General features: G+C 62.4%; 18 protein-coding genes. 9 read left to right on the forward strand and 9 right to left on the reverse strand.

The genetic code is table 11. From position 1 onward, the window contains the following. Positions 1–58: 58 nt before the first annotated feature. Positions 59–3,142: a TonB-dependent receptor gene (locus G533_RS0108045; protein ID WP_051230103.1), complete on the reverse strand. Its 3,084-nt coding sequence runs from the start codon at positions 3,140–3,142 to the stop codon at positions 59–61. 252 nt (positions 3,143–3,394) lie between these two features. On the opposite strand from G533_RS0108045, the gene G533_RS0108050 reads away from it, so the two are divergent. Together G533_RS0108050 and olsF are read left to right on the forward strand one after the other, a co-directional pair. Beyond that, complete coding sequence (locus G533_RS0108050; protein WP_144079825.1) at positions 3,395–3,592, forward strand: hypothetical protein; 198 nt, start codon at positions 3,395–3,397, stop codon at positions 3,590–3,592. An 11-nt stretch (positions 3,593–3,603) separates the two neighbouring features. After that, the gene (olsF, locus tag G533_RS0108055) at positions 3,604–5,307 is read left to right on the forward strand and encodes a bifunctional ornithine lipid synthase OlsF (protein ID WP_027949515.1); all 1,704 of its coding nucleotides are present in this window, start codon (positions 3,604–3,606) and stop codon (positions 5,305–5,307) included. 25 nt (positions 5,308–5,332) lie between these two features. Here the strand turns inward: olsF and G533_RS0108060 are convergent, their stop codons facing one another. Next, on the reverse strand, positions 5,333–6,355 hold the full coding sequence (locus G533_RS0108060; protein ID WP_035527064.1) for a T6SS phospholipase effector Tle1-like catalytic domain-containing protein: 1,023 nt from the start codon (positions 6,353–6,355) through the stop codon (positions 5,333–5,335). 164 nt (positions 6,356–6,519) lie between these two features. Between G533_RS0108060 and rmf the strand changes: the two genes are divergently transcribed. Beyond that, positions 6,520–6,723, forward strand: coding sequence for a ribosome modulation factor (rmf, locus tag G533_RS23920; protein WP_084638877.1), 204 nt, complete (start codon positions 6,520–6,522; stop codon positions 6,721–6,723). Positions 6,724–6,775: 52 nt separating this feature from the next. On the opposite strand, the gene G533_RS0108065 is transcribed toward rmf, so the two are convergent. Next, a complete protein-coding gene (locus G533_RS0108065) occupies positions 6,776–11,620 on the reverse strand; it encodes an NAD-glutamate dehydrogenase (protein WP_027949517.1) in 4,845 nt (1,614 codons plus the stop codon). Between the two features lie 220 nt (positions 11,621–11,840). On the opposite strand from G533_RS0108065, the gene G533_RS0108070 reads away from it, so the two are divergent. Genes G533_RS0108070 through G533_RS0108095 form a run of 6 tightly spaced genes read left to right on the forward strand, consistent with a single transcriptional unit; the run spans position 11,841 to position 18,751 of the window. Further along, positions 11,841–12,797, forward strand: a complete 957-nt coding sequence (locus tag G533_RS0108070) for an AAA family ATPase (RefSeq protein ID WP_027949518.1) — start codon at positions 11,841–11,843, stop codon at positions 12,795–12,797. Between the two features lie 10 nt (positions 12,798–12,807). After that, positions 12,808–13,752 carry a DUF58 domain-containing protein gene (locus tag G533_RS0108075; protein WP_027949519.1) on the forward strand — a complete coding sequence of 315 codons (945 nt, stop codon included), beginning with the start codon at positions 12,808–12,810 and terminating at the stop codon, positions 13,750–13,752. Further along, positions 13,749–14,231: a DUF4381 domain-containing protein gene (locus tag G533_RS21125; protein WP_051230104.1), complete on the forward strand. Its 483-nt coding sequence runs from the start codon at positions 13,749–13,751 to the stop codon at positions 14,229–14,231. The genes G533_RS0108075 and G533_RS21125 overlap by 4 nt, the downstream gene beginning before the upstream one ends. Further along, entirely contained in the window at positions 14,228–15,256 is a 1,029-nt protein-coding gene (locus tag G533_RS0108085) for a vWA domain-containing protein (RefSeq protein ID WP_027949520.1), read from the forward strand. The genes G533_RS21125 and G533_RS0108085 overlap by 4 nt, the downstream gene beginning before the upstream one ends. After that, on the forward strand, positions 15,256–17,082 hold the full coding sequence (locus G533_RS0108090; RefSeq protein WP_027949521.1) for a VWA domain-containing protein: 1,827 nt from the start codon (positions 15,256–15,258) through the stop codon (positions 17,080–17,082). The genes G533_RS0108085 and G533_RS0108090 overlap by 1 nt, the downstream gene beginning before the upstream one ends. Then, positions 17,066–18,751, forward strand: coding sequence for a BatD family protein (locus tag G533_RS0108095; protein ID WP_027949522.1), 1,686 nt, complete (start codon positions 17,066–17,068; stop codon positions 18,749–18,751). Before G533_RS0108090 ends, G533_RS0108095 begins: the two co-directional genes overlap by 17 nt. Before the next feature lie 28 nt (positions 18,752–18,779). Here the strand turns inward: G533_RS0108095 and pepN are convergent, their stop codons facing one another. The 6 genes from pepN to lipA all read right to left on the reverse strand — a co-directional run bounded on the left by pepN (position 18,780) and on the right by lipA (position 25,411). After that, positions 18,780–21,428, reverse strand: a complete 2,649-nt coding sequence (gene pepN / locus G533_RS0108100) for an aminopeptidase N (protein ID WP_027949523.1) — start codon at positions 21,426–21,428, stop codon at positions 18,780–18,782. 8 nt (positions 21,429–21,436) lie between these two features. After that, a complete protein-coding gene (locus G533_RS0108105) occupies positions 21,437–22,267 on the reverse strand; it encodes a DUF2797 domain-containing protein (protein ID WP_027949524.1) in 831 nt (276 codons plus the stop codon). A gap of 2 nt (positions 22,268–22,269) precedes the next feature. Continuing rightward, positions 22,270–22,533 (reverse strand): YeaC family protein, encoded by a 264-nt coding sequence (locus G533_RS0108110; protein ID WP_027949525.1) that lies wholly within the window; start codon positions 22,531–22,533, stop codon positions 22,270–22,272. Between the two features lie 28 nt (positions 22,534–22,561). Continuing rightward, positions 22,562–23,440, reverse strand: coding sequence for a rhomboid family intramembrane serine protease (locus G533_RS0108115; RefSeq protein WP_051230105.1), 879 nt, complete (start codon positions 23,438–23,440; stop codon positions 22,562–22,564). After that, positions 23,440–24,324, reverse strand: coding sequence for an NAD(+) kinase (locus G533_RS0108120; RefSeq protein ID WP_027949527.1), 885 nt, complete (start codon positions 24,322–24,324; stop codon positions 23,440–23,442). Before G533_RS0108120 ends, G533_RS0108115 begins: the two co-directional genes overlap by 1 nt. Positions 24,325–24,415: 91 nt before the next feature. Further along, on the reverse strand, positions 24,416–25,411 hold the full coding sequence (gene lipA, locus G533_RS0108125; protein WP_027949528.1) for a lipoyl synthase: 996 nt from the start codon (positions 25,409–25,411) through the stop codon (positions 24,416–24,418). Positions 25,412–25,523: the final 112 nt, after the last annotated feature.

The following is a 25,523-nucleotide window of genomic DNA, read 5'->3' on the forward strand; positions in this document are numbered from 1 at the left end:
GGTTTCCTGGTTCATTGAACTTCAAACTTCCTACTGACGCCGAGCGGCGAGCCTGTTGTCAGAATTCCCAATCGAATCCTGCTTTCACTTCATAGCCACGTTTGTAGCTCTGAAATATGTTTCCGCCCTGGGTGAATTCCAGTTCGCTGTCCAGCAGATTTTCCAGCTTGACGCGGAAGGTAAAGGTATCGGAGAGCGAGTAGCGGTAGACCAGATTCACGTCCATGCGCGGCTCGAGGATGACATCCGGCTGCCCGGACACGCCCACGTCCACAATCGTCTCACCGCTCTGGTTCATCAGCAGCGTGAGTTCATGCCCCTGGGCGATGTCGTCGTAACCGACAATCAGGTTAAACGTATAGTCCGGTGCGCCCTGCAGGTTCCGCGTGCTGGCATTCTGCAGGGTCACTTCCGAGTCGATCAGGCTGGCGTTGGTGGCAACGAAGAAACTGCGGGTGAAGCTGTCGTCCAGCGCAAAATCCTTGCGACCGTCAATTTCTACACCGAGTATTTCGCCGGACTCGGCATTCTGGAACGTCCGCGAGTTCCCCGCCGTACCGGAAGCCGGCTGCACCACGCGCTCAATCGGGTCGGTCATGTCTTTGTAGAACAGCGCCACACTCAGCGACTCCTGGTCGGACCAGTATTTTTCCCAGCGCACGTCGTAGTTGGTGACATCCGACACCTGCAGGTTCGGGTTACCGCGCACCCGGAAGTTGAATTCGCGGTCATAAAAGGTCGCGTTCGAGGTTTCTTTGAAGTCGGGGCGCGCCACCGTTCTGGATATCCCGAAACGCAGCTGCTGCTCGTCGGTGATGAACCAGTTGAAACTCAGCGAGGGCAACACCGAATCCTCGGCGAGCACCGACTGTTGCGGACCCTGGTCTCCAGACAGGGAGAAGGTGTCGGTAATCTGTTCGAACTCCTCGTAGCGCACACCCACAACCAGCTGGTACTTGAGATTCCACAGCGCGTCGTAAGACACGTACACACTGTTCAGGTCCATCTCCGCGTCGTAGCTGTCGCTGGGCAGGGTCTTGTCCTGGAAGGAAAAGCCTGTGCTGGACACACCGGTGATGGTGTCGCTGTTCACCACATCAGACACCGCCAGGTTCGGCGCATTATCGTCGATGGCCAGCAACCCGCCGCCAAAACCGTAGGTATCGGAGTCGGAATCACGCTCGCGGCTGATGCCGTTAACGCCAAAGGTCAGGGATGACTCCAGGTTGCCGTTGGAGAACAGATAATTCGCATCGACCGAACCATCGAGATTGTCATCCACCAGGTCGTCGTAGCGGCGGGTAAGTTCGGGCACCTGGAGGTTGTAGATGCCATCGTTACCCTGCAGGTCAAAGCGTACATCGCGGCGATCGGGTGCATACCGTTCTGCTCGGCTGCCGGTAAGCTGCCAGTTCAGCGTCCAGGATTCATCGTCACCCAGAATGTGCTCGCCGGCCAACTGCTGGGAGATGAACTGGCGCTCTTCCCATTCGATGGACCAGCTGATCGAGGGGTTGAGCTCGTCACCGTCAAACCCCTCTTCCACTCGCACCGCTTCGCTGGTAACGCGGGAAACAATGGTGTTGGCGGTGAAGCTGGAAGCGCCGATATTCAAACCCAGAGAAAGCAGTCCGCTGGCGTCCACATCGTTATCGAACTGTTCGAAGGTGTAGTCATCGAGCAGGAGAGACGCATCTACCCCGCCGTACGTCCGACGGATGCCGTCCTTGCGCACACCGCGTTCGTTCTTGTAGTTACCCGCCACGAAGAAGCCGAATTCTGCGCCCCAGTCGGGGAGGTCGAACACGTCCCCGTAGTTCGCACCCATGGAGAGATCCGGTGTTGCGGTTTCTGTATCGTACTGGAAGCCATCGGTGATCGCGTTCGCACCCAACTTGCCGAGTTCACGTTCGACCGCCGCGCCGTAGTAGTCCGAGTATTGCAGTGCCTGGGCAACTGCATAGGCAATAGCCGGGCGCTGGCGTGCGCCATCGTCCCAGCCAAAGACATCAAAATCGCCACTGGCGGGGTCGACGTACGCATCGTCGAGTGTCACGCCATCGACATAGCCGAGCTGGAGTGACAGGCTACCGCCACGCTCGTTGGGGAACGTGCGCGTGTTGATTTCCAGATTGCCGCCCGTGCTTTCGCCGGGCATGGAGGCCAGGTAACTTTTCCGAATATCGAGCTGCTCCACCATGCTGCTGGGAAACAGGTCCAGAGGCACACTGCGCTTGGTCGGGTTGGTGCTCGGCAACGTTGCCCCGTTCAAGGTGCTGCTGACGTAGCGATCACCCAGGCCGCGAATAAACACAAACTGGTCGTCCTGCACCGTTACACTGGGCACACGAATCACCGATGCGGCGACATCCGTGTCGCCGAAGCGCGCCAGCTGCTCGACATCCAGCGTGTTGATGACGTTGGTGGCAAAACGCTCGGAGTCCTGCATACCGCCCGCCGGCAGGCTGGCGATGACCGTCACTTCCTCGAGTTGCGGCACTCCAATTGCCAGCGATTGCGCCGCGGCGGGGGAACGCAGGACAAAATCCGATTGCTTTTCGGCGCTGGCGATAACGCGGTAGTCAGCCACATTCTGCGTACCGAGGTCCGGATGGCTGATGCTCAGGCTATAGATGCCGCGTGGCGCCTCCAGTGCGTAAACCCCGTTCTGATCTGTCACGGCACTGCGTTCAACACCGCCGCTGAGCGCGACCACCGCACCCACGACAGGGGCACCGCGCGACTCCACGCGCCCGGTTATCCGGCCGGTCACCGCGCGACTGCGCTGGGCGGCGGTTTCCGCAGCAAAATAGGATTCAACTGACGTAGATGCCTCAGACTCCGCATCAAGGGTGACCAGGAGATCCGCCAACTGCCCATCGGCCGTATTGAAGCGAAAGCTGTGCAGGGTGCGTCCGCCGTCGAGAATCTGCACGCTGTGCGCGCCAGAGGCCAGGTCGAAATAGGCAAAACCGCCGGCGTCGAGGGGCTTGCTGACTTCACCGTCAAGCACCACGGTCAAGCCCGCCGCGGAGTCGCCCACGCGACTGACCTGCACAACGAGTTCATCTGCCGCCTGCACCAGCGCACTGGAACATATGAGGACGGCCGCGGCGCCGATTTGAGAAAACGATGGCTTCATTCTTGCTTCCCGATGCATGAGCGACATTCGAGACAGGGCTGCAAGCAACGCGCCCCGCTCAGGACAGGGGCAAGAATAGAGATGCTTAATGACAGTTGTGTGATTGAAGTGTGACGTTTTTGTTGCAGTCCCCGCGATACGCCCTGCCTTTCCTGCCCCACGTGGACAGTCAAGAAAACTTCATCGCGCTGTCGCAGGACTGCAATACCCACTGTGCAGAGTTGCCGGCAAACCCACCGTGGAGGCATGACCATGCAGCAACAGACACGCCAGACGAACCTGACCCAGAAAGAACGGGAACGCCGCGAAATTCAGCGCCAGATCGATAACTTCATCCAGCGCGGGGGCCGGATTAGCGTGATCGAACGAGCCGGGGAGCGCGCGTTTCCGGGTATGGCGTTCGCCTGGCAACAGGATCAGGACGATTCACTCAACCTGATCTACCCCTAGGGGCGAGGCACATGCTGGATATTCGCGAGATCCTGCAGGCGCGTTACCCGCGATTCGTGGCACGCCACCAGCGCATGGCACGCAGCCTCATGCGTTTTCTCGGCTACCTGTTTTATGAGTCGCGATTCGCCCAGTTCTCGCGAGATTTCCCCGGCCTTGAGGGCATGGCTTTCGTACACGGAGCGCTCGAATACTTCGACTTCGCGATCAATATAAGCCCCAGAGAGCGTTCCCGGATTCCCGCCAAAGGTCGGGTGGTGATTATCGCCAACCATCCACTGGGCTCACTGGATGGTCTCGCACTGCTGCAACAGGTCGGGCAGATCCGCAGCGACGTTAAGGTCGTCGCCAATGACCTGCTGACCGCCGTCAAACCGCTGGCTCCTCTGCTGCTGCCGGTGAACAACATGGGGGGGACAACGTCCAGAGAAAACCTCAAATGTATTCGTCGTCATCTGGCGAAGGAAGGCGCATTGATCATTTTCCCCGCCGGCGAGGTCTCCCGTTTCGGGGTCAAGGGTGTCAAGGATGGGGAGTGGCAACACGGCTTTGTCCGTATCGCCAATACAGCCCAAGCGCCTATCCTGCCCATCTATGTTGCCGGGCGGAATTCCGTGCTGTTCTACAGCCTCTCGTTTCTGTCCAGGCCACTATCGACCCTGTGGCTGGTTCGCGAGATGTTTCATCAAGCGCACAATACCGTGGAAGCGCGCGTGGGAGCGCCGATTCCCTGGGAAAACTACCACACCGTGTCTACCTCGCCGCGTACACTGGCGGGCCAGTTTCGTCGACATGTGTATCGTCTGGCACGCAATGCGCCGCCCATCTTCCGCGGTGTGGAGGCCATTGCCGAACCCGAAAACCGGATGCTGCTGGAGCAGGAAGTAATTGCCAGCGAACTGCTCGGGTGCACTCCGGACGGCATGCAGATTCACTTGTGCAAAATGGAGCGAGCACCCTGCACGATGCGCGAAATCGGCCGTTTGCGTGAACTCGCCTTTCGAGCGGTGGGCGAAGGCTCGGGGCTACCGCGAGACATCGACAGGTTTGACCAGAACTACCTGCAGCTGGTGCTTTGGGACCCGGACAACCGAGAGATTGCCGGAGCCTATCGGTTGGGCCGTGTGCGCGAGCTCCTCGCCCTGGGTGGCAAGAGCGCGCTCTACACCCACGCCCTGTTCCGGCTTGGTGGCAGCATGGATCAGTACCTGCAACACGGTCTTGAGCTGGGGCGCAGCTTTGTGCAGGCACAGTACCAGACCCGCCACAGCCTCGATTACCTCTGGCTGGGAATTGGCGCTTACCTGCGTCGCTACCCCGGCTGTCGCTACCTGTTCGGCGCCGCGTCCATCAGCCCGCTGTACGGGGAGGTGGCAACCGCACAGATTTGCGGCTACTACGCCGCCTATTGCCGGAATGAGACGGTGGATGTGCGTCCGCGTCACCCCTACCGCCCGGAGCATGAGTACTCGCCAAGCGGGAACGCTGAGCATGATTTCCGTGCACTGCGCGACGCACTGGCAGAAAACGGCCTGCAGGTCCCCACGCTGTTCAAGCACTACGCCAATGTGGCGGAACCCGGTGGCGTCGCCATGACCGCCTTCAATGTCGATGCCAGCTTCGGCAACTGCGTGGACGCTTTCGTCATGGTCGACCTGGAGCGGCTGAAGCCGCGCAAGAAGCAGCGCTACCTCCAGGCGCCGCCGATCCATTAGCCCTCAGGCACTGCCGCTACAACCCTCATGACGACAACATCCATTTACCGTTGCGACGTGCCAGCCAGTCCTGCAGGGCCTCGGGAGCATACTCACTCCGGGCGTGGCGTTCGCGAACGGATGGGTGTAGAACCGCGTCGTCCGGGATACGCCGGTTGTACCGACCCAGGGCGCGCCAGAAGCGCTGGTAAGAGCGGTGTGCGGCAGCTGAGCTATCCAGGTCATTACCATCCAGCAGATGTGTTTCCAGTCCCAGACCAGCGCGTTCGGCCTCACGCGCCATCCAGTTGAGCGGTATATCGCTCAAGCGCTTGCCCGCGCGGTCGACGCCATAGCCTCCGCCAACGTCACCGTGCACCCCGGCAAACCACACCTGCTGCATATCGGCACTCTCAGTGGGTGCCCACAGGGTCGGCTCAAAGTCGCTGCGTTCCTCGTCAATGGAGACCGCATGCCGGGCCACGCGAACGTTGCTGCCCAACACCGGGTCATAAAACAGATCCTTTTCCCCGGCAAAGGCCAGCACGCGCGTTGGAATACCCAACGCACCCACCGTATCCCACACGCCGATAAAGTCGACCTCGGCGCGCTGCCCGCCCACCGCGAACGCCTGTCGCCACTGCTCTGATGTCGGTGACCCGGGCGGCGCATTGCGCTGTTTGTACAAGGTAAAGGCTTCGGGTATGCGCGACGCCTCCGCGCGGCGCAGCACCCCACAGTTATTCAGCATGCCGGCCAGACAGCGCACCGTGTAGGCGCCGCGGCTGAAGCCAAACAGGAACAGGCGATCTCCCGGATCGTAGTTCTGTACGATAAAGCGATAGCCATCCTGGATATTCTTGGTCATCCCAAGACCGCTTACACCGCCCGCGGCCTGGGCGTAATAGGAGCCGACCCCCCAGTCATAGAACACAACCTGCTTGCAGCCACTCGCCGCGCGGGGGCTGATGGCGCGGGCCATGCGCAGTACGTTGGTGGGGCTTTCATCTTCGGGGTCGTTCCACGTGCCATCGGCACAAATCACGATGTGTTTGCCATCCGCAGCCATACCGCCCCCTCGTCGACCGGTTGTGGGTGATCTTGCAGTGTACACCCGCTTTGGTTATAACCGGGCAGAGCCTTGCTCCCAATCGATGTTTGCGAGGCCTTTGGCAGTCTGTTTAGATGGAACCGTGCCCCCCAGGCACAAGGTTCCAACAGGAGGCAGTATTGATGAGAAGACAGAAACGCGACATGAATTCCCGGGCGTATGACCGCGGCTACCAGGCCGGAGTAACGGGCCGCAGTATCGATTTTTGTCCGCACGCCAACGAGGAGCATCGCCAACAGTGGGTATCGGGCTGGCGAGAAGGTCGTGTCGACCAATGGGACGGCCTGACCGGCGTGTCAGGCGTTCATAAACTCCGCGTCAGCTGAGACGCCATACCGCGCCGGAAGGTCACACACGGCCTTCTGGCGCCTGCCTCGCTCAGGTGCGCAGGCTGCTCTGAGCCAGATCCAGCAACTCCCGTACCGCGACAGCAAACATCGCAAAGTCCGGCGAATCGGTTGTGTGGAGTTCGGTGACCATATCCTGCCAGCGGGACAGCAGCGCCGCCTGCTGCTCCTCCCAGGTCTGCAGGCAGCCGTCCAGTGAACCGTCCGCAGTCAGGTAGCGCAAGGCACCTACCGCCAATGTTCGCTGTTGCCACTCGAGGTCCTCGAGGTAGGTGTCGCGGGCCAGCGCCTGCCACTCATTCTCGACCTTGCTCGCCAGAATCTGCCCGCTGAACCAGTCCAGCTGCAGCCGTTCGCCCATTTCGAAATAGAGCTCAGCCACATGCATTAGAGGCGCTTCCGTCTCGCGCGCGGCCTGCACAATGCCCAGCGCCGTGTAACCCTGCAGCGCCCCCGCCACCGCTTCCGCCAGTGAGGCGTCAACTCCCGCCTGCTGCCAATGCTCCGACATGGCGCGGTATTGCTCCGCCGCCCGGCCACGCAGCATTGTCGGCAGCGCTTCGCGCAACTGCGCGACGCCCTCGGCAAACTCGGCGATGGCCCGTGTCGGCGCCATCTCATGACGCCGGTTGCGCAGTAGCCAGCGGCTGGCGCGCCGCACCAGGCGCATGAGGCAATGCATCATGGTCTGTTGAACCGCGGCGTCTACGGTGTAATCCAATGCCTCCACACGCGCCCACAACTCATCCACCGCATAGATATGCATGACCGCGGTGTACGCCCTGGCCACGTCGGCCACCGGTGCGCCGGTCGCTTTGCGTTGGCGCGGCACAAAATTGAAACCCAGTCGGTTGACGATATCGTTGGCAACCTGGGTACACATGATCTCCCGGCGCAGGCCGTGTTCGGCCACCTCTTCCGGGTAGCGCTCCAGCAGTTGTGGCGGGAAGGCCGTCGTTACCGCCGCGGCCAGGTGTGGATCCAACCCCAGGTCGGACGCAATCAATTCCTCTTTCAAAATGGCCTTGCTGTACGACACCAACACCGCCAACTCCGGCCGCGTGAGACCCTGCCCCTGCACCCGCCGGTCCGCGAGGTCCTGGTCCGAGGGGATAAACTCCAGCTGGCGATTGAGCTTGCCAGCGGCCTCGAGGTTGCTGATATAGCGCCGATACTCACCGCTGCGCTCCTGGACCTCTGCTTCTGCCAGGCTGATCGCCTGGGTTTGTCGGTAGTTGTTCTGCAGCACCAGTGCAGCCACGCTGTCAGTCATGTCTTCCAGCAGCACATTGCGCTGCTTGCCGGTAAGATCGCCGCGTTCTACCACCGCGTTCAGCAAAATCTTGATATTGACCTCGTGGTCGGAGCAGTCCACGCCGCCGGCGTTGTCGATAAAGTCGGTGTTGGAACGTCCTCCCGCCAGGCCGTACTCAACACGTGCCAGTTGACTCATGCCGAGGTTCCCGCCCTCGCCGATGACGCGACAGCGCAGTTCATTGGCGTTGATGCGCAGGGCATCATTGGATTTGTCGCCAACATCCGTGTGTGACTCGCTGCTGGCCTTGATGTAGGTGCCGATGCCACCATTCCAGAGTAGGTCCACCTCTGCCCGCAATAGGTGTGATATCAGCTCATTGGGGGGCAGCCGATCGGCGTCGATCGCAAACCTCGCCTGCATCGCGGGGGATATGGCAATCGACTTGGAACTGCGCTCAAACACCCCGCCGCCGGCGGAGATAAGCGTTGTATCGTAGTCCGCCCAGCTCGAACGCGGCAGCGCAAACAGGCGCTGGCGCTCGGCAAAGCTGACCGCCGCAACCGGTTCCGGGTCTATGAATATGTGCTGGTGATTGAAGGCCGCGACCAGTCGTATGTGGGGCGACAACAGCATGCCATTGCCGAAAACATCACCGGCCATGTCACCGATCCCGACCACGGTAAAATCGGTCTGCTGGACGTCGATGCCCAGCTCACGGAAATGCCGCTGCACCGACACCCAGGCGCCGCGCGCGGTGATGGCCATTTTCTTGTGATCATAGCCGGCACTACCCCCGGAGGCGAACGCGTCGCCCAGCCAGAAACCGTATTCACGTGCCAGTCCATTGGCGATATCAGAGAACGTCGCCGTGCCCTTGTCGGCCGCGACCACCAGGTAGGGGTCTTCATCGTCCTTGGCGACCACCAGCGCGGGGCGCAGGATGCCGCCCTCACCGCGATTGTCGGTGATGTCCAGCAGCCCGCGGATGAACGTCTGATAACAGGCTATGCCTTCAGCCTGCACTTCGTCGCGCGACATGCCCGGCGTCAGGCACTTGGCCACAAAACCGCCTTTCGCCCCCACCGGCACGATAACGGCATTTTTCACCTGCTGCGCCTTCACCAGCCCGAGCACTTCCGTACGGAAGTCCTCCAGGCGGTCGGACCAGCGCAACCCGCCCCGGGCCACCTTGCCGCCGCGCAGGTGCACACCCTCCACTCGGGGTGAGTACACATAGATTTCGTAGAGCGGCACCGGGCGCGGCACATCAGGTATGTCGCGCGGGCTCAATTTGAACGAGAAATACGGTTTGAACTTGCCGTCGCTTCCCGGCTGGAAGAAGTTGGTGCGCAACGTCGCCTTGATCACCTTCACATACTGGCGAATGATGCGGTCCTGACCGAGATTCTGCACCTCCTCCAGAGCCGCCAGTACGCGCTCTTCCACCACCTGTTCGCGCTGGCTGCGCCAGTCGTCATCACCATCGAACACAGGGGAAAAGCGCGTCAGGAACAACTCGACCAGACCGGCGGTAATCTGCAGGTGGTCCGCCATGGTTTCGGCAATGTATTCGACACTGTAAGGGAACTGCACCTGGCGCAGGTAGCGTGCGTAGGCGCGCAGCAAGGCAATTTCCCGCCAGCTCAGACGGGTTCCCAGCAACAGGCGATTGAACGAATCACTTTCTGCCTCACCAAACCAGATGCGGGCAAAGGCATCCTCGAACTCGTCGCGCACCTGCTCCAGATCGATATTGTCAGACAGCGAATAACTGAGGCTGAATTCCTGTATCCAGAAGCGCGTGTCATCCGCCGCACGGATGCCATAGGGGCGTTCGGTCATGACGCGCAGGCCAAGGTTCTCGAGAATCGGCAGCACATCCGACAGGGGTAGCGATTCACCCCTGTGATACAGCCGCAGACGCAAGCGGTCTTCCTCCTCCTCCAGCTTGCGCGACAGGCTCATGCCCAGCTTCTGTCCCGCGCGCAAGTTGAGCAGGTGCTTGACATCCAGCACGGCGACCCGCGGGTCGAAATCGTCCCGGTAGCCTGGAGGGAAGCCGGGGCCCAGTTCGCGTGCGTACTGCTCGCCGTTTTCCTCGCCGAACTCCTCGATCAGGCGCAGCCGCAGCCGGTCTTCCCATGCCAGTGTTGCCTGCACGATCTGCTCCTCAATTTCGTTGACGTCCCAGGACCGGTTCACTGCGGGGTCGACCCGCAACACGAAGTGGCAACGCACCAGCACGGATTCGGAAAAGTAGGTGGTGAACTCCGACTCCTCAGCGCCCAACGCGCGACAGAGGATCTCCTGCATCACGCAACGCTGCTGAGTGCTGTAGCGGTCACGCGGCATGTAGACGAGACAGCTGAAGAACTTCCCGTGCACGTCGCGACGCACGAAAAGCCGGGTTTGACGACGCTCCTGTATGCGATTGACCGCAAGCACTGTATTGCGCAGCTCTTTCACATTGGACTGGAACAGCTCGTCACGCGGAAACAGCTCCAGTACACGAGCGAGCTCACGGCCATCGTGCTCGCGGGGATCAAGGCCCGAGCCCTCAACCACCTGTGCGACCTTACGGCGCAGGATCGGGATAAGAGCCGGGTTCATGGTGTAGACAGCCGCTGTGTACAAGCCGATGAACCGATGCTGACCTGCAACATCGCCCGCCGCATCGTAGACCTTGATTTCGATGTAGTCTGGATACGCCTGACGATGCACGCGGGAGCGCAGCCCCGACTTGGCAAAGCTCAGCTGACGCCTGCGCAGTTCATCGGGGGACATGGCGTGCAGGTCGGCATGAAGGTCCTGCGCTCCGCGTGTGTCGCGCTGGCGAAGAATACCAAGCCTCGCGGCCGGATCTTCTGCCACGCGGTAATCCGGCCCCTCGCGGGTGACCTGCAGATATTCGTAGCCGAGGAACGTTACACGGTCCTGCTGCAGCCAGTCGAGAAATGCCAGCGCTTCTGCGCGGTTCTCCTCGTCGGGGCCGGCATTGGCACTGACCGCTTCGCGCGCCTGCTGCAAGCAATCACGCATGGCGGCAAAGTCGTCCACGACCAACGCCACCTCGCGCAGAATGTCACGCAGGGTATCGTGCAGCTCTCCCAGCTGCTCGGGGCGGGAGTGACGGCCGATCTCGAAGAACAGCAGGCTTTCGTTGGACACCTGCCGCGCGTCCTCGGGCAGTGCGCCCAGCACGGCTTGCAACTCGCCGGCGGGACTGCGCGCCACCAGCAGGTTACAACTGGCAAGCGCGTGAATGCGAATATTGCGCTGGTTCAGCTCGCCGCGGACCGAGGCCGTGCAGAACGGCAGGTCGCGGCACAGTACGGCGATGACCGTGCTTTTGCTCTCCCAGCCATGATCCTCCAGGCTGGGATTGAAAATGCGCACCTTCGGCTCCGGCGCATCCCACTCGCTCATGAAGTGCAGCAGGCTGTAGAGCGAACCATAGAGGTCATCGATGGAGCGATGGCGCAGATCTTCTGCCGGATAGCGGGTAAAGAAGTCGTCCGCGAGTTCGTGCAGCGAGGCCCGGTCGCCCTCCGCCGCGCGGGCATCTATACATGCCGCGAGATCCTTGAGCAGGTTTTTCTTGAACTCGTCCCACGCCATACTGCCATGCTCCCGCGCCCTTGAGGGCCCAGTTTCCAATGTCTTATGTGCATGCAGTCTACCGCAATGGCGGCCGGGACGTGACGGCTGCAGAGGGAACTTTTACACAAGCGCCGGGCTCAAAGGGCTGCATCCGTGGGATGCGTGAAGAAACCCGGGGTATTGGCTACAATATGCCCCCGCTGCAAATGCGATCTGTGTCGTCAAATAAGGAGACTGCGTGCCTAGCGCTGAACTGAGAACGCTGGAAAGCTGGCTGAGTGGCCAGATTATCGGACAATCCCACCTGGTCGAACGGCTTATCATCGCTCTCCTGGCCGATGGTCACCTGCTGGTGGAAGGCGCGCCGGGGCTGGCCAAAACCCGCGCCATCAAGGCGCTGGCCGACGGCATCGAGGGCAGTTTCCACCGCATTCAGTTCACCCCGGACCTGCTGCCCGGCGATATCACCGGCACCGAGATCTACCGACCGCAGGAGGGCAGCTTTCACTTCCAGCGCGGCCCGGTTTTCCACAACATGGTGTTGGCAGACGAAGTCAACCGCGCGCCGGCGAAAGTGCAGTCGGCGCTGCTGGAAGCCATGGCCGAGCGCCAGGTGAGTGTGGGGGCAGAAACCTGGCCGCTGCCCGAGTTGTTTCTGGTCATGGCGACCCAGAATCCGATCGAGCAGGAGGGGACCTATCCCCTGCCCGAGGCGCAGCTGGACCGCTTTCTCATGCACGTCAAAGTCGGCTACCCCGATGCTGCGGCGGAGGCGGAAATTCTGCGGCTCACCCGCGCCGAGGCCCGCAGCGGCGGCGCTGCCTCGCCCGCTCCACTGGCGCAGAAAACCGTGTTCGACGCACGCAGTGAAGCGCTGGGACTGCATATGGCCGATGTCGTGGAGCACTATATCGTGCAACTGGTGATGGCCACACGGCAACCGGCCGCCTATGACGAGCGTCTGGGAAACTGGATCGAATACGGTGCCAGCCCACGCGCCACCATCGCTCTCGACCGCTGCGCACGGGCACATGCCTGGCTGCGCGGGCATGATTTTGTCAGCCCGGATGATGTGCAGGCGATTGCCGCGGATGTCCTGCGCCACCGCCTCATCCTGAGCTTCGAAGCGGAAGCCAATGGCATCACCCCGGATCACGTTATCGACGAGCTGCTGACCCTCGTCCCCACGGCCTAGGAATGTGCAGGTGAGCTTGGCTGACGCGACAGGCCCCGCCCACGGCGCATACGCCAGTCTCGATGCGCTGATTGCCCTGCGCTTCCCCGCGGCGCACCTCAGCCTTTCGCGGCGCACACGTGCGCTGGCCTCACTCACAGGCCCCAACAAGGCGAATTTCCGTGGCCGCGGGATCGATTTCGAGGAAGTCCGCAGCTACCAACCCGGAGACGACATTCGCACCATCGACTGGCGGGTGACCGCGCGCACCGGGAACGCCCATACCCGGGTGTTCCGTGAGGAGCGCGAGCGCCCCGTGCTGGTCGTCGTGGACCAGCGACAGCGATTGTTTTTCGGCTCGCAATGCTGTTTCAAGTCGGTCCTCGCCGCCCATCTTGCGAGCCTGCTCGCCTGGAGTGCACTGGGCAACGGTGACCGTATCGGCGGCGTGGTTTTCAATGAAGCGGGGCATCAGGAAGTTCGCCCGCGTCGCAACCGCAAGACGGTGTTGGCACTGCTTTCGCAAATTGTCGAATTCAACGCGCGCCTGCCCGCTCACACAGAGAATACCGAGACACGCGGCCTGGCCGCCATGTTGGAGGCGCTGCGCCACATCGCACGACCAGGTACCAGCCTGTACCTGATCAGTGATTTCCACGACGCAGCTGATCCCGCCGTGCGCGAGCACCTGTTTCGATTGGCGCAGCACACCGAAATCACTGCCATCGCCTGCAGCGATCCACTGGAGACTACGCTGCCACCGCCGGGGCGTTACGCCGTTACCGACGGCACACGCCGCGCGGAACTGGTGACCCGGGACAGCACACTGCGCGACCGTTATGCCGCGCTGGCAGCACAGCGCGCTGCGGCATTGCACACTGAACTACAACGCCTGGGTATTCCGCTGTTACACGCCAGCACCGACCACTCACCTTTCCTGCTGCTGCAGCGCTATTTTGGGGAACCACGCCAGTGACGCCGCAGGACCCACTGGCAGCACTGCAGCCACTGCGCAGTCCGGACCCGGTCGCCTTTTGGCCACCGGCTCCGGGCTGGTGGATACTTGCCGCCCTCGGCTGCGCGGCGCTCGCCCTGCTCAGCTGGAGCCTGCTGCGGCGGTACCAACGCAACCGCTACCGGCGCCTGGCCAGAGCGCAGCTGCGGGCAATCGAGGCGGCATATCACACAGACGCATCCGTGACCGACACCTTGAGTGCTGTGAACATGCTGTTGAAAGGCGTGTGTCTGCAGGTGTATCCACGTCGTGAAGTGGCCGCGTTGAGCGGCACACGCTGGCTGCAATTCCTCAACGGGGAATTCGCTGTGGCAGACAGCAAGCAGCGCTTTCCCGAGGCTATCGCCAGGGCGCATGCACCCGATCCGGGGCCCATCGACATCCCTGACCTGCTCGCGTGTGCCGACACCTGGCTGCGTCGCCACCGGGGGCACGTATGATTACCTGGCTCTGGCCCTGGGTGGGCCTGCTGTTGCCGCTGCCACTGCTGGTTCGACGCTGGTGGCCGCCTGCGCGCAACGAACTCACACCGCTGCGGGCACCCTTTTTCAATGACTGGCAAACGCTGGAACAGTCTGCCGATGGCGTCGCTGGCGGCGCCCGTTTCTCCACGCTGCTGCTTTGGCTGCTCTGGCTGTGCCTGCTGCTGGCCGCGGCGCGTCCGACCTGGATCGGCGAACCGGTGCAACTACCCGCCAGTGGTCGCGACCTGATGCTCGCGGTAGACATCTCCGGCAGCATGCGCGTGGAGGACATGCAGGTGGGCAACAACCTGGTGCGCCGCGTGGACGCCGTGAAGGCTGTGGGCGCTGAGTTTATCGAACGACGCCGCGGCGACCGGGTTGGCCTTATCCTCTTCGGCAGTAATGCCTATGTGCAGTCTCCCCTGAGTTTTGATATCGCCACCGTCGAGCGTTTCCTGCGCGAGGCGCAAATAGGTTTTGCCGGACAGGAAACCGCCATCGGTGACGCCATCGGGCTCGCGGTCAAACGCTTGCGTGAACGGCCCGCGGAAAGCCGGGTACTGGTCCTGCTCACCGATGGCCAGGATACCGCCAGCAGCATCGATCCGCTGGACGCGGCGCGGCTTGCCCAGGGACTGGGTATACGCGTGTATACCATCGGTATCGGCGCAGACCAGCTTGCGGTACCCGGTATTTTCGGATCGAGCTTCGGCAGCCGGCGAGTGAACCCATCCGCCGATCTCGATGAAGAGAGCCTGCAGGCCATCGCCGAAATGACCGGTGGACGGTATTTTCGCGCTCGCGACCCGCAGGAGCTCGCGGGGATCTACCAGCTACTGGACGAACTGGAGCCGGTGTCCCTCGACGGCGCCACCTACCGGCCCAGGCAGGCACTGGGGCACTGGCCGCTGCTGCTGGCGTTGCTGATCAGCTTCTGGCTCGCGGCACAACACGGCGTGCAGTTACACCGCCAGCGCACCGACCCGGCGAGAACCCACTGATGATTGAGCCTGAGGTATTCATTCATTTCATCCGGCCCGCCTGGCTGCTCTGGGGCCTGCCCGCCCTGCCCCTGGCGTGGCTGCTGTGGCGGCAGAGAGCTCTCGCGGGCGACTGGGGGCGGGTGATAGATGCGCACCTGCTGTCCCATCTTGCTCCTGCGGCACGCGGGGCGGGCCGCCGTCGCATCGTCTGGCTGGCGCTCGTCGCGTGGCTACTCGCCGCGCTTGCAGCCGCTGGCCCCAGCCTGAAGAAGATACCACAGCCCGTAGAGCAGATTCAGGACGCACTGGTGCTGGTGCTTGACCTGTCCTACTCAATGAAGGCAGCAGACCAGGCTCCATCGCGCCTGGACCGGGCGCGGCAGAAGCTGCTGGACTTGCTGGCGGCGCGCGATGAAGGCCAGACCGGCCTGGTTGCCTATGCCGGGGACGCGCACGTGGTGACACCACTGACTGACGATACCGGGACGATCGCCAACCTGCTGCCCGCCCTGAATCCCGACATGATGCCGGTGGCGGGCAGCAATACGTCTGCCGCGATTGAGCTGGCGCTGGAGTTGTTGGCCTCCGCAGGCGTGAGTGACGGGCGCATTCTATTGCTGACTGATGGTGTGCCCGCAGCACAGAGTGAGCGTGTTCGAGCCCTGCTGAAAAACACCTCAGCCCACCTGGCAATACTCGGCCTGGGTACAGCCAACGGCGCACCCATGCCGCTGCCGCGTGGCGGTTTTGTACGCGATGACAGCGGCGCTATCGCGATGCCCGGGCTGGACGCGCCAGGCCTGAAGAGGCTGGCTGGCGCGACCGATGGCCTCTACCGCTCGTTGCAGGTCGATAACAGCGACCTCAGTGAACTCCTCGCTGCCGCGCCCAGCTCGCGCGAGACTCGCAGCAGCGACGAGCGTAGCGCCGACACCTGGGAGGACCAGGGTTACTGGCTGATCCTTCTCCTGCTGCCCTTCGCCCTGGCCCTCTTTCGCCGCGGTTGGCTGCTGACTCTCGCGCCCTTGCTGCTTGTATTCCAGCCTGCCCCCACCCACGCGGCGGATTGGCAGGACCTCTGGCTGAACCCCAACCAACAGGGCCAGCGTGCTCTGGCCGAGGGCGATGCCGAACGCGCCGCTGAACTGTTTGAAGACCCGGCCTGGAAAGGTACTGCGGCCTACCAGAGTGGTGACTTCGAGCGCGCAGCAGCACTATTTGCCGAACCCGAAAGTGCCGACAGCTGGTACAACCGCGGCAACGCTCTGGCGCGCAGCGGTCAGCTCGATGCCGCCATCGAAGCTTACCGCAAGTCCCTGGAACTGGCGCCCGACCAGCCCGATGCCGCGGCCAATCTCGCCTTGCTGGAGTCGCTCAAGCAACAACAGGAGCAGGAGCAACAGCAGGGGGACTCCCAGGAGCAGAACGCGGGTGATTCACAGCCTCCGGAACAGGGCGGCGGCGACGCGTCGGACCCTTCGGAACCCGGTGAGAACACACCTGATAGCGAAACACCGGAAGATCCAGGCAATGAACCGGCCGGCAAGCCACGCGACCCGGGCTACAACGAGGATTCGCAGGCAGGCGCGAATCCAGAGGAAGAAGAGGCACAAGCGGACGAGCCGGGGGACAACGAGGTGAATGAGCAGCCGGCAGCGCCCGGTACACTGGAGAATGTACCCGTGCCCGAGCTGTCCATGGAGGAAGCGGAGCGCAACCAGGCCATGGAGCAATGGCTGCGGCGGGTGCCCGATGATCCATCGGGTCTGCTGCGCGAAAAGTTCCGCTACGAGAGCCGCAAACGCCAACAGGCACCGGAGAGAGGCAATGATGTTGAGTGGTAGACGCTTCTGGATACTGCTATTGGTGGTTTTCGCGGCGGCACGCAGCCAGGCAGCGCTGGAGGTGGCTGTCGACCGGCAGGAGGTGGCCCTGGGCGACAGCATCCGACTCGTCATCACTGCCACCGCAGATGAGGATCTCGACGCGCTGGACCTGCGCCGGCTGCTGGCAGATTTCGAAATACTGCAGCGCAGCGCCACCAGCAGCACCAGTATCGTCAACGGCCAGCGCAGCCAGACGCGACAGGTGTTGCTGGACTTGAGCCCCAGGCGAGAAGGCCTGCTGGCGATCCCCGGGCTGCGCATCGGCGCCTCTACCAGCGAGCCGGTCGCTGTCGAGGTCGGCCCGCCCCCCGCGCCAACGGATGCCAATCAAACCGTTGTGGTGTCCGCTGAAGTGGATAGCCAGGAGGTCTACGTGCAGGGTCAGATTCTGTTGACGGTACGCATTCAACAGGCGATCAACCTGGATTCCCGCAGCGTCAGTGAGTTACAGCTGGACAACGCCTATGTGCAGCCTCTGGAACAGAACTCCTTCCAGCGTACACAGGATGGCCGGCCCTGGTTGGTGCACGAAGTACGCTACGCCATTTTCCCAGAACAAAGCGGCACCCTGACCATTCCTCCGCAGGTGTTTACCGGCCGGGAGAGTAGCGGGCGTCGCAGCGTATTCGATTTCGGTTCAGGCGGCCGCCAGCTCCAGCGCCGCACCGAGCCACTGACAGTAAATGTATTGCCACGCCCGAGCGCATTTCCGGCCAACGACACATGGCTTCCCGCCCGCGACCTTGTTCTCGAGGAGAGCTGGTCCAAGATACCGGATACCTTGCAGGCCGGTGAATCGGTGACGCGTACAATCACCCTGCGCGGGACCGGCTTGCAGGGAGCCCAGCTCCCGCCAATCACCTTTGAGGCGCAGGACGGCCTGCGTTACTACCCGGATCAACCCGCTGTCACCGATGCAGAAAGCGCTGCTGGCCTTGTTGGCCAACGCCGTGAGAGTGCCGCATTGGTCGCCAACCGGGCCGGCCGCTTTACCTTGCCGGAAATCCGGATTCCCTGGTGGGACGTCGCGCAGGACACCGTGCGCTACGCGGTGCTGCCCGCCCGTGATATCACCGTTGCGCCGGGCGCGTCGGCGACGGCGAGCCCGGCCGCCACGCAGACGGAATCTCCCGGCGCCACTGATGCCCTGCTCCCACTCGACCCTGCACCGAAGGGCCACAGCCGGCTATGGCAGTGGCTGACGGCGTTCTTTGCCGTGCTTTGGGTCGCCACCATCGCGCTGTTCTGGCGACGGCGCCCCGCCGTGCAAGCGACTCCGCCGAACGCCCCGCCGCGCAACAACAGCGAGGCGCGCGCCTTCAAGCAGCTGCAGGCCGCCTGCGCCAGCGACAGTGCTGCACCTGCGCGGGCCGCGTTGCTGCACTGGGCACAGGCCTACCTCGACATGCCCCGCCCCTTACGGGCGGATGAACTTGCCCGCCACCTCGGCGACGACAGTCTGTCGCAGGCAATCGCTGAACTGGACGCGGCACTCTACCGTTCAGGGAGCAGCCAGTGGCGCGGCGCCGCCCTCGCCTCTGCGGTTGCGGAGCTGCGTCGGCGCAAGGGCGGCAAACACGACAGCGCTGTGGATACGTTCGCCCTTTACCCCCCCACCACGTCCTGAGCCGTGCGCCGTGCGCTCGGCGCACGGTTCAGTCGGCGAGCGCGCGCTCCAGCATCTCGTAGACATCCCGGGAAACCGTCGGCGTATCGATCATGCCCTGCAAAATGCCACGCATCTGCTCTCCCCGACCACGGTAGTTACGCCAGCGGGTCAGCGGCACGAGCAGGCGGGCTGCCAGCTGCGGGTTGAGCGAGTCGATCTGCATGACCATGTCTGCCAGCAGGCGGTAACCGGCACCGTCAGCACGGTGAAACACCAGCGGGTTGGCGTTGGCAAAGGCTCCGATCAGTGCGCGCACCTTGTTGGGATTGCGCACATCAAACACCGGGTGCTGCAGCAGCTGTTGCACCTGCTCGAGTGTGCCGGGCGCGGGAATTGTGGCCTGCAGCTGCAACCACTTGTTCATCACCAGGGTTTCATGTTGCCAGTCTGCATGGAACTTTTGCAGCGCCGGGTCGCGGCGGGTGGCATCGCCGTGAAAAGCCAGTGCCTGCAACGCGGCCAGGCGATCGCTCATGTTGCTGGCGCCCGCGAACTGCGCCTCGGCCAACAGCAGTCCGTCTGCGCCAGCCAGGGCCAGGTAATCGAGGCACACATTACGCAGACGACGCGCCCCGATCTGGGCCGCATCCGGTGCGTACGGTGCGCTGTTTTCCAGGCGCAGGTAGCAGGCCTGCAAGGCATCGCGGTGAGTGGTGGCGATGCCGCTACGCACCGCTTTCCGGGCCGCGTGAATGGCATCCACATCTGCCCCGCCGTTCGCAGCCGCGAGATCTGCAAGATAGTTCTCGCCGGGGAGCGACAGCATTTCCGCGACCAGCGCAGGGTCCAGCTCGGTGTCGCGCAACAAGTCGCCACAGGCGGCCAGATACTCTGGGTCAAGCACCCCCTCTTCACCCGCTGCCTGCTGTGCCTGTATCTCGTTGATAACTCGCAAGGCGTACTGCTGCGCAGCGTCCCAGCGCAGGAAACCATCGTCTTCCCGACTCATCAACGCACGCAGTTGCGCGCTCGTGTAATCGCAGGCCAGCCGCACGGGAGCCGAAAATCCGCGTAGCAATGCAGGTACGGGTGCTTCCGTGACGTGCTCAAAGACGAAGGTCTGCTCGGGCTCACTCAACACCAGAACACGGTGCGTCGCCGTCGAGACGTCGTCGTCAGTGTCCAGGCACAGGGGCAGGTTGCCTTTACTACCCAGCAAACCCAATGCCACCGGTATAACCAGGGGTTCCTTCACCGCCTGTCCCGGCGTCGCCGGGCAGGACTGCCTCAGGGTAAGGAAAAAACGCTGTGCGTCCGCGTCGTACCTGCCCTCTGCCGACACCAGGGGCGTGCCCGCCTGCGAATACCAGCGACGGAACTGCTGCAAATCCACCCCGGAGGCCTCCTCCATCGCGCGCACAAAGTCCTCGCAGGTCACCGCCTGGCCATCATGGCGCTGAAAGTAAAGATCGGACCCCGCCCGGAAGCGCTCCTCTCCCAGCAGCGTATGAATCATACGCACCACTTCCGCACCCTTTTCGTAAATGGTCACGGTATAGAAGTTGGAAATCTCGATGAACGATTCCGGGCGCACCGGGTGTGCCAGGGGGCCGGCGTCCTCGGCAAACTGCGCATTGCGCAGCACATTGACGTCTGCCACGCGCTTCACCGTGGGCGAGCCCATATCCGCGGAAAACTCGGCATCCCGGAACACGGTGAACCCCTCTTTCAGGCTGAGCTGGAACCAGTCGCGGCAGGTCACCCGGTTGCCGGACCAGTTGTGAAAGTATTCGTGGGCGACAATCGCCTGCACATTCTGGAACTCGGCATCCGTTGTGATCTCAGGGCTGCAGAGCACACAGGAACTGTTGAAAATATTCAGGCCCTTGTTTTCCATCGCACCCCCGTTGAAATCATCAACGGCCACAATATTGAAGACATCGAGGTCGTACTCCCGCCCGTACACCTCTTCGTCCCAGCGCATCGCCTGCTTGAGGGAGCGCATGGCGTGCCCACATTTGTCGAGGTCCTTCTCCTCGACATGAATATGCAGTGCCACTTCGCGGCCGCTGGCGGTCACGAAGGTATCGTCGACGCTGCGCAAGTCACCCGCCACCAGGGCGAACAGGTAGGCGGGCTTGGGGAACGGATCATGCCAGCGAGCGCGATGGCGTCCGTTTTCCAGCGTTTCATATGCCAGTGGGTTGCCGTTGCTGAGCAGCACCGGATAGCGCGCCGCGTCTGCCTCCACGGTCACCTCGAACTCAGCCATGACATCCGGGCGATCGAGGTACCAGGTGATCTTGCGAAATCCCTCGGCCTCGCATTGGGTACAGAACAGGGTGCGTGACTTGTACAGCCCTTCCAGCGAAGTATTATTCTGCGGCAGGATGCGGCACTGCGACTGTAACCTGAACGAGTCTGGCACATCGGCAATCCGCAGGCCGGCATCGCTCAGCTCATACTCCTCCGCAGCCAGTGGCCGATCGTCAATTCCGATGCTTACCAGCTCCAGCTCCTGACCGTGTAACTCAAGCGCCTGCTTGCCAGCGCCCGCATTGCGACGCAGGTGCAGGCACGCTGTTACCAGCGCGTGATCCTCGTGCAGGTCGAAGGCGAGCTCGGTGCGCTCGATCAGAAAAGCAGGGGGCTGGTAATCACGCAGGTAAATAGCCCTGGGCTGTGCGTCTCGCATGGTTGGCCTCAGTGTTCGGTGATAGCGACCTGGTAGCCGCCGAACTTGCGCAGGTTGATAACACCGGTATCGAATATCAGGTACTGACCCTTGATACCCTGCAGGGTGCCCGCCACCCGCGCAGTCTTGTCGAAATTGAACGAGGACACCTTGGCCGGGTAAGCCAGCACGGGGTACTCGATCAGCGTTTCCTCCGCCTCCAGCGGAGCGATAGCCTGCAAGCCATGGGCGGCCTGCAACCCCGCGATGCCGGGTTCACAGGCACTCATCAGGCGCTGGCGCTCGGACTCCAGGTCGGCGGGGTCCGCCGCCCCCTTGAGCATCGCCTGCCAGTTGGTCTTGTCCGCCACATGCCCCTTGAACAGGGTTTCCACCAGGCCGGATTGAAACCGACTGGCCACGCGAAAAATCGGCAAAGCCTGCGTCGCGCCCTGGTCCATCCAGCGCGTGGGTACCTGGCTGTGCCGCGTGATACCTACTTTCAGGCCGGAGGTGTTGGCCAGATAGACAATGTGGTCGATCATGCAATTGGCAAGGCCCCAGTCCGGCTCGCGGCAGGTGCCCTGCTCATAGTGGCATTTCTCCGGACTCATGATGCAGCTGTCACACTGCGCGAGGCGACGGAAGCACGGGTAACAATAGCCTTGGTTGAAGCTCTTGCTGGTGACCCGATCACAGTGAATGCAGTTGATTTGCCCGAGAAACTCCAGGGCGATGGACTGCCCCAGCAAGGCATTCAGGGGCACCCGCGTTTCACCGAGAACCAGGGTATAGGTCACGGGTTGATCCAGCTCCGTTGCCATTTTACGCAGGGCGCCGCGCGCCAGCTCCTGTCCCATACCTAGCTCCCCTCCGGCGTGTCGCGCCAGCGCAGCGGCTCAGGGTCGTCGCAGACATCCCCCGCTTTGCTGCCTTTGTCGATATAGCCAATACGTTGTTCAGGTGGCAAGTGCTGCTCACCCCAGGCGATAAGCGCTTGCATGGCATGGGCACGCTGCTCCGGCGTTACCGGGCGGCCATCCGGCCAGCGTCCCAGCTCCACCGAACGGCGCATGCTCTGGTAAATCTCCGGTGAAAGCTGCTTGATAATGTCCTGATAATTCATGCGGTACCACGCGAGGCAAAAACGGTAATTATAGCCGTCCAGCCCCTGCACTGTCGCCGCCGCGTCGCGAGAGCAGGGCCAGCAGCGCACCGAGCAGCGCGCCAGAGAGCAAACCCGCGACATGCGCCGCATTGGCGATGGCACCAAAACCCAGCACCTCGACCACACCGGCAATACACAGCAGCAGCCAGCCCACCATCAGCAGCATGATCGGACGGCTGGGCTCGAAACCCCAAACAGGCTGCAAACGGGCGCCCGCAAAACTGAAGCCGAGCAGGCCGTAGACAACGCCCGACATACCGCCAAATATGGATGGCCCGCCGAAGACAAACTGGCACCCATTGGAAACCAGGGCGATACACACGAACAGGCCCAGCATGTGCACCGAACCCAGCCTGCGCTCGATTCTCGCACCGAGCTCCCACAGCCAGAGGCTGTTGAAAACAATATGCAACCAGCCAAAGTGCAGGAATGCGGGGGTCAGCAAGCGCCAGTATTGGCCGCCCATCTCGCCAAATTGAAGCGTGTTCCCATTAATCGTGAAAGGGGTAAAGGTAAACAGCGACAGTCGCTCGGCCGAGGCGCCCAGGTAGACGAGCAGGAAGCCCGCCACGCTCAACAAAAGAAGCAGAATGGTGACCGGCGCCTGGTGCCAGGCGGCGGCAAGTTCCGGACGCGCGCTGCTGCGTGCCGGCGCCGCGCGTAACTGCAACTGGATATCGCCGTCGCGCCAGGCTTTATAGAGTGTCTGCGCGACGTGCACCTGCGCCTCCCCCGCCACCTCGACCACCTGGTCGCCCGCGGCTTCGTATATGCGACAGCGAATGCCCTGCTGTTGCAACAGTGCAGCAAAAGGACGCAGGTCCTCACCGGCCGCCGCTCGCAGCGCTACAAACCCTTCAGGCATCAATTCACCAGCGCCGTATTCCAGCGCAGCTTATCGCGACAACTGGCGTAGAAACTGTGTCCCAATGGGTGCAACAGGGTAAGTCGATGAGGCTTCTTGCTCACCACCACCGAGTCCCCTGGCCGCGCCGTCATATTCACCTGCCCATCGCAGGTCACCGGTGGGTGAATGCGGTTGCGCTGGAGAATATCCAGGCGAATTTCGCTGTTGCCGTCCACCACGATCGGGCGACTGCTGAGGGCGTGCGGGAACATCGGCACCAACACCACCGCATCCAGTGTCGGGTGCATGATGGGGCCGCCACCGGAAAGCGAGTAGGCGGTGGAGCCCGTGGGTGTGGAGATGATGAGCCCGTCAGCGCGTTGCCGATACACGAACACGCCGTTGATGGACAGCTCGAACTCGATCATCTGCGCCGATGTACCGGAGTTCACCACCACATCGTTGAGCGCATCGGCCCGGCCGACCGTCTTGCCCTCACGCACCACGCGGGCGTCGAGCAGAAAGCGGCTCTCCCGGGTATATTCGCCCGCCAGTACCGCCGGCACCTGCACGGCGATGTCATCCGGGCTGATATCGGTCAGGAAACCCAGCCGCCCCCGGTTAACGCCAAGTACCGGTGTTTCGTACTTCGCCAGCGTACGGGCGGCGCTGAGCAGGCTGCCGTCGCCTCCCACCACGATCACCAGATCGCTGTCTTCACCGATCTCATCCAGGCTGGCCCGGGGTATGGAAGTATCCTCCACCAACTCGGCGAGGCGCGACTCCAGCACAAGTTCCTTGCCCAGGCCCTGCAGCAGATGCACCAGCTCGTCCAGCACATCGGTGAGGCCCTCCTGCTGGCTGCGCCCCACCAGGCCTATCCTGTCGAATTTTGCGTGCATGGCTACCCCACTCTGCCCCGCGCTGTGCGAGCGACATTATAAACACAGATAGCCAGGACAGCGCGGCGGCGCAGGGTCCTTCCCGATACCATCAGGGTTGGGCGAGTCCCACGTTGTTCTTCTCCAACACTTGCTCGGCGCGATAGCTGGAACGCACGAACACGCCGGAAACCACTTCCAGAAACCCTTTTGCCAGCCCCCACTGCCGATATTTCTCAAAATCCTGGGGCGGCACGTAACGGTCGATCGGGTAGTGGTTGACGGTGGGTTGCAGGTATTGCCCGAAGGTCACAATGTCGACGTTGGCCGCACGCAAGTCATCGAGGGCCTCCTCGATCTCCGCTTCGGTCTCACCCAGGCCCAGCATCAGGCTGGTTTTGGTGAGCACATCGGGTCGGTAGTGCTTGGCATGTGCCAGCACGGCAAGCGTCTGTTCATAGCTGGCGCGAGGATCGCGCACGGGGTGAGTCAGGCGACGCACGGTTTCCACGTTCTGGGCAAACACCTCAATGCCGGAGTCCAGTACGGTCTCCACGTCGGTCAATACACCCAGAAAATCGGGGGTCAGCGCCTCGACCGCGGTGTCGGGGTTTTCCGCCTTCACCGCCCGCACACAGGCTGCGTAGTGACCGGCACCGCCATCAGCGAGATCATCCCGATTCACGGACGTCAACACCACATAACGCAGGCCCATCAGCTGCACGGAGCGCGCGGTATTGGCGGGCTCCTCCTGATCAATCCAGCCGCGCGGATTGCCCGTGTTCACTGCACAAAAGCGGCAGGCGCGGGTGCAGACATCACCCATCAACATGATGGTGGCAGTACCGGCACTCCAGCACTCGCTCATGTTCGGGCACTTGGCCTCTTCGCACACGGTCGCCAGGCGATGCTCGTGTACGATGGACTTCACACGGTCGTACGTTGCTCCACCGCGCACGCGAATACGCAGCCAGTCAGGTTTGGCCAGCCTTGCGGCACCCTCCGCAGACGCTTTTATGCCATCCTTGATCGCTGTGATACCCCGATCATTGACGAACTTTCCGCCGCTGGGCACCGGCACCAGCGGTATCAGTTTATTATCTGCCATGTTGCTGTCCTGTCGCCCGGGCCCGCGCGCCCCGGCACTGCTTGAGAGCGGGCAATTATAGCCGACTCTGAGGCCCTACGCAGCGTTGCATAGTTGCCCGCGATGCGCGAGC

The sequence above is a fragment of the Haliea salexigens DSM 19537 genome (assembly GCF_000423125.1).
Lineage (GTDB): Bacteria > Pseudomonadota > Gammaproteobacteria > Pseudomonadales > Halieaceae > Haliea > Haliea salexigens.

Bases quoted from the DNA above. Each gene is read 5' to 3' on its own strand.
- G533_RS0108045 (WP_051230103.1), bottom strand. From the start codon at position 3,142: ATGAAGCCATCGTTTTCTCAAATCGGCGCCGCGGCCGTCCTCATATGT.
- G533_RS0108050 (WP_144079825.1), top strand. From the start codon at position 3,395: ATGCAGCAACAGACACGCCAGACGAACCTGACCCAGAAAGAACGGGAA.
- G533_RS0108060 (WP_035527064.1), bottom strand. From the start codon at position 6,355: ATGGCTGCGGATGGCAAACACATCGTGATTTGTGCCGATGGCACGTGG.
- olsF (WP_027949515.1), top strand. From the start codon at position 3,604: ATGCTGGATATTCGCGAGATCCTGCAGGCGCGTTACCCGCGATTCGTG.
- G533_RS0108115 (WP_051230105.1), bottom strand. From the start codon at position 23,440: ATGCCTGAAGGGTTTGTAGCGCTGCGAGCGGCGGCCGGTGAGGACCTG.
- pepN (WP_027949523.1), bottom strand. From the start codon at position 21,428: ATGCGAGACGCACAGCCCAGGGCTATTTACCTGCGTGATTACCAGCCC.
- G533_RS0108095 (WP_027949522.1), top strand. From the start codon at position 17,066: ATGATGTTGAGTGGTAGACGCTTCTGGATACTGCTATTGGTGGTTTTC.
- G533_RS0108105 (WP_027949524.1), bottom strand. From the start codon at position 22,267: ATGGGACAGGAGCTGGCGCGCGGCGCCCTGCGTAAAATGGCAACGGAG.
- G533_RS0108090 (WP_027949521.1), top strand. From the start codon at position 15,256: ATGATTGAGCCTGAGGTATTCATTCATTTCATCCGGCCCGCCTGGCTG.
- lipA (WP_027949528.1), bottom strand. From the start codon at position 25,411: ATGGCAGATAATAAACTGATACCGCTGGTGCCGGTGCCCAGCGGCGGA.
- G533_RS0108065 (WP_027949517.1), bottom strand. From the start codon at position 11,620: ATGGCGTGGGACGAGTTCAAGAAAAACCTGCTCAAGGATCTCGCGGCA.
- G533_RS0108110 (WP_027949525.1), bottom strand. From the start codon at position 22,533: ATGAATTATCAGGACATTATCAAGCAGCTTTCACCGGAGATTTACCAG.
- rmf (WP_084638877.1), top strand. From the start codon at position 6,520: ATGAGAAGACAGAAACGCGACATGAATTCCCGGGCGTATGACCGCGGC.
- G533_RS0108120 (WP_027949527.1), bottom strand. From the start codon at position 24,324: ATGCACGCAAAATTCGACAGGATAGGCCTGGTGGGGCGCAGCCAGCAG.
- G533_RS0108085 (WP_027949520.1), top strand. From the start codon at position 14,228: ATGATTACCTGGCTCTGGCCCTGGGTGGGCCTGCTGTTGCCGCTGCCA.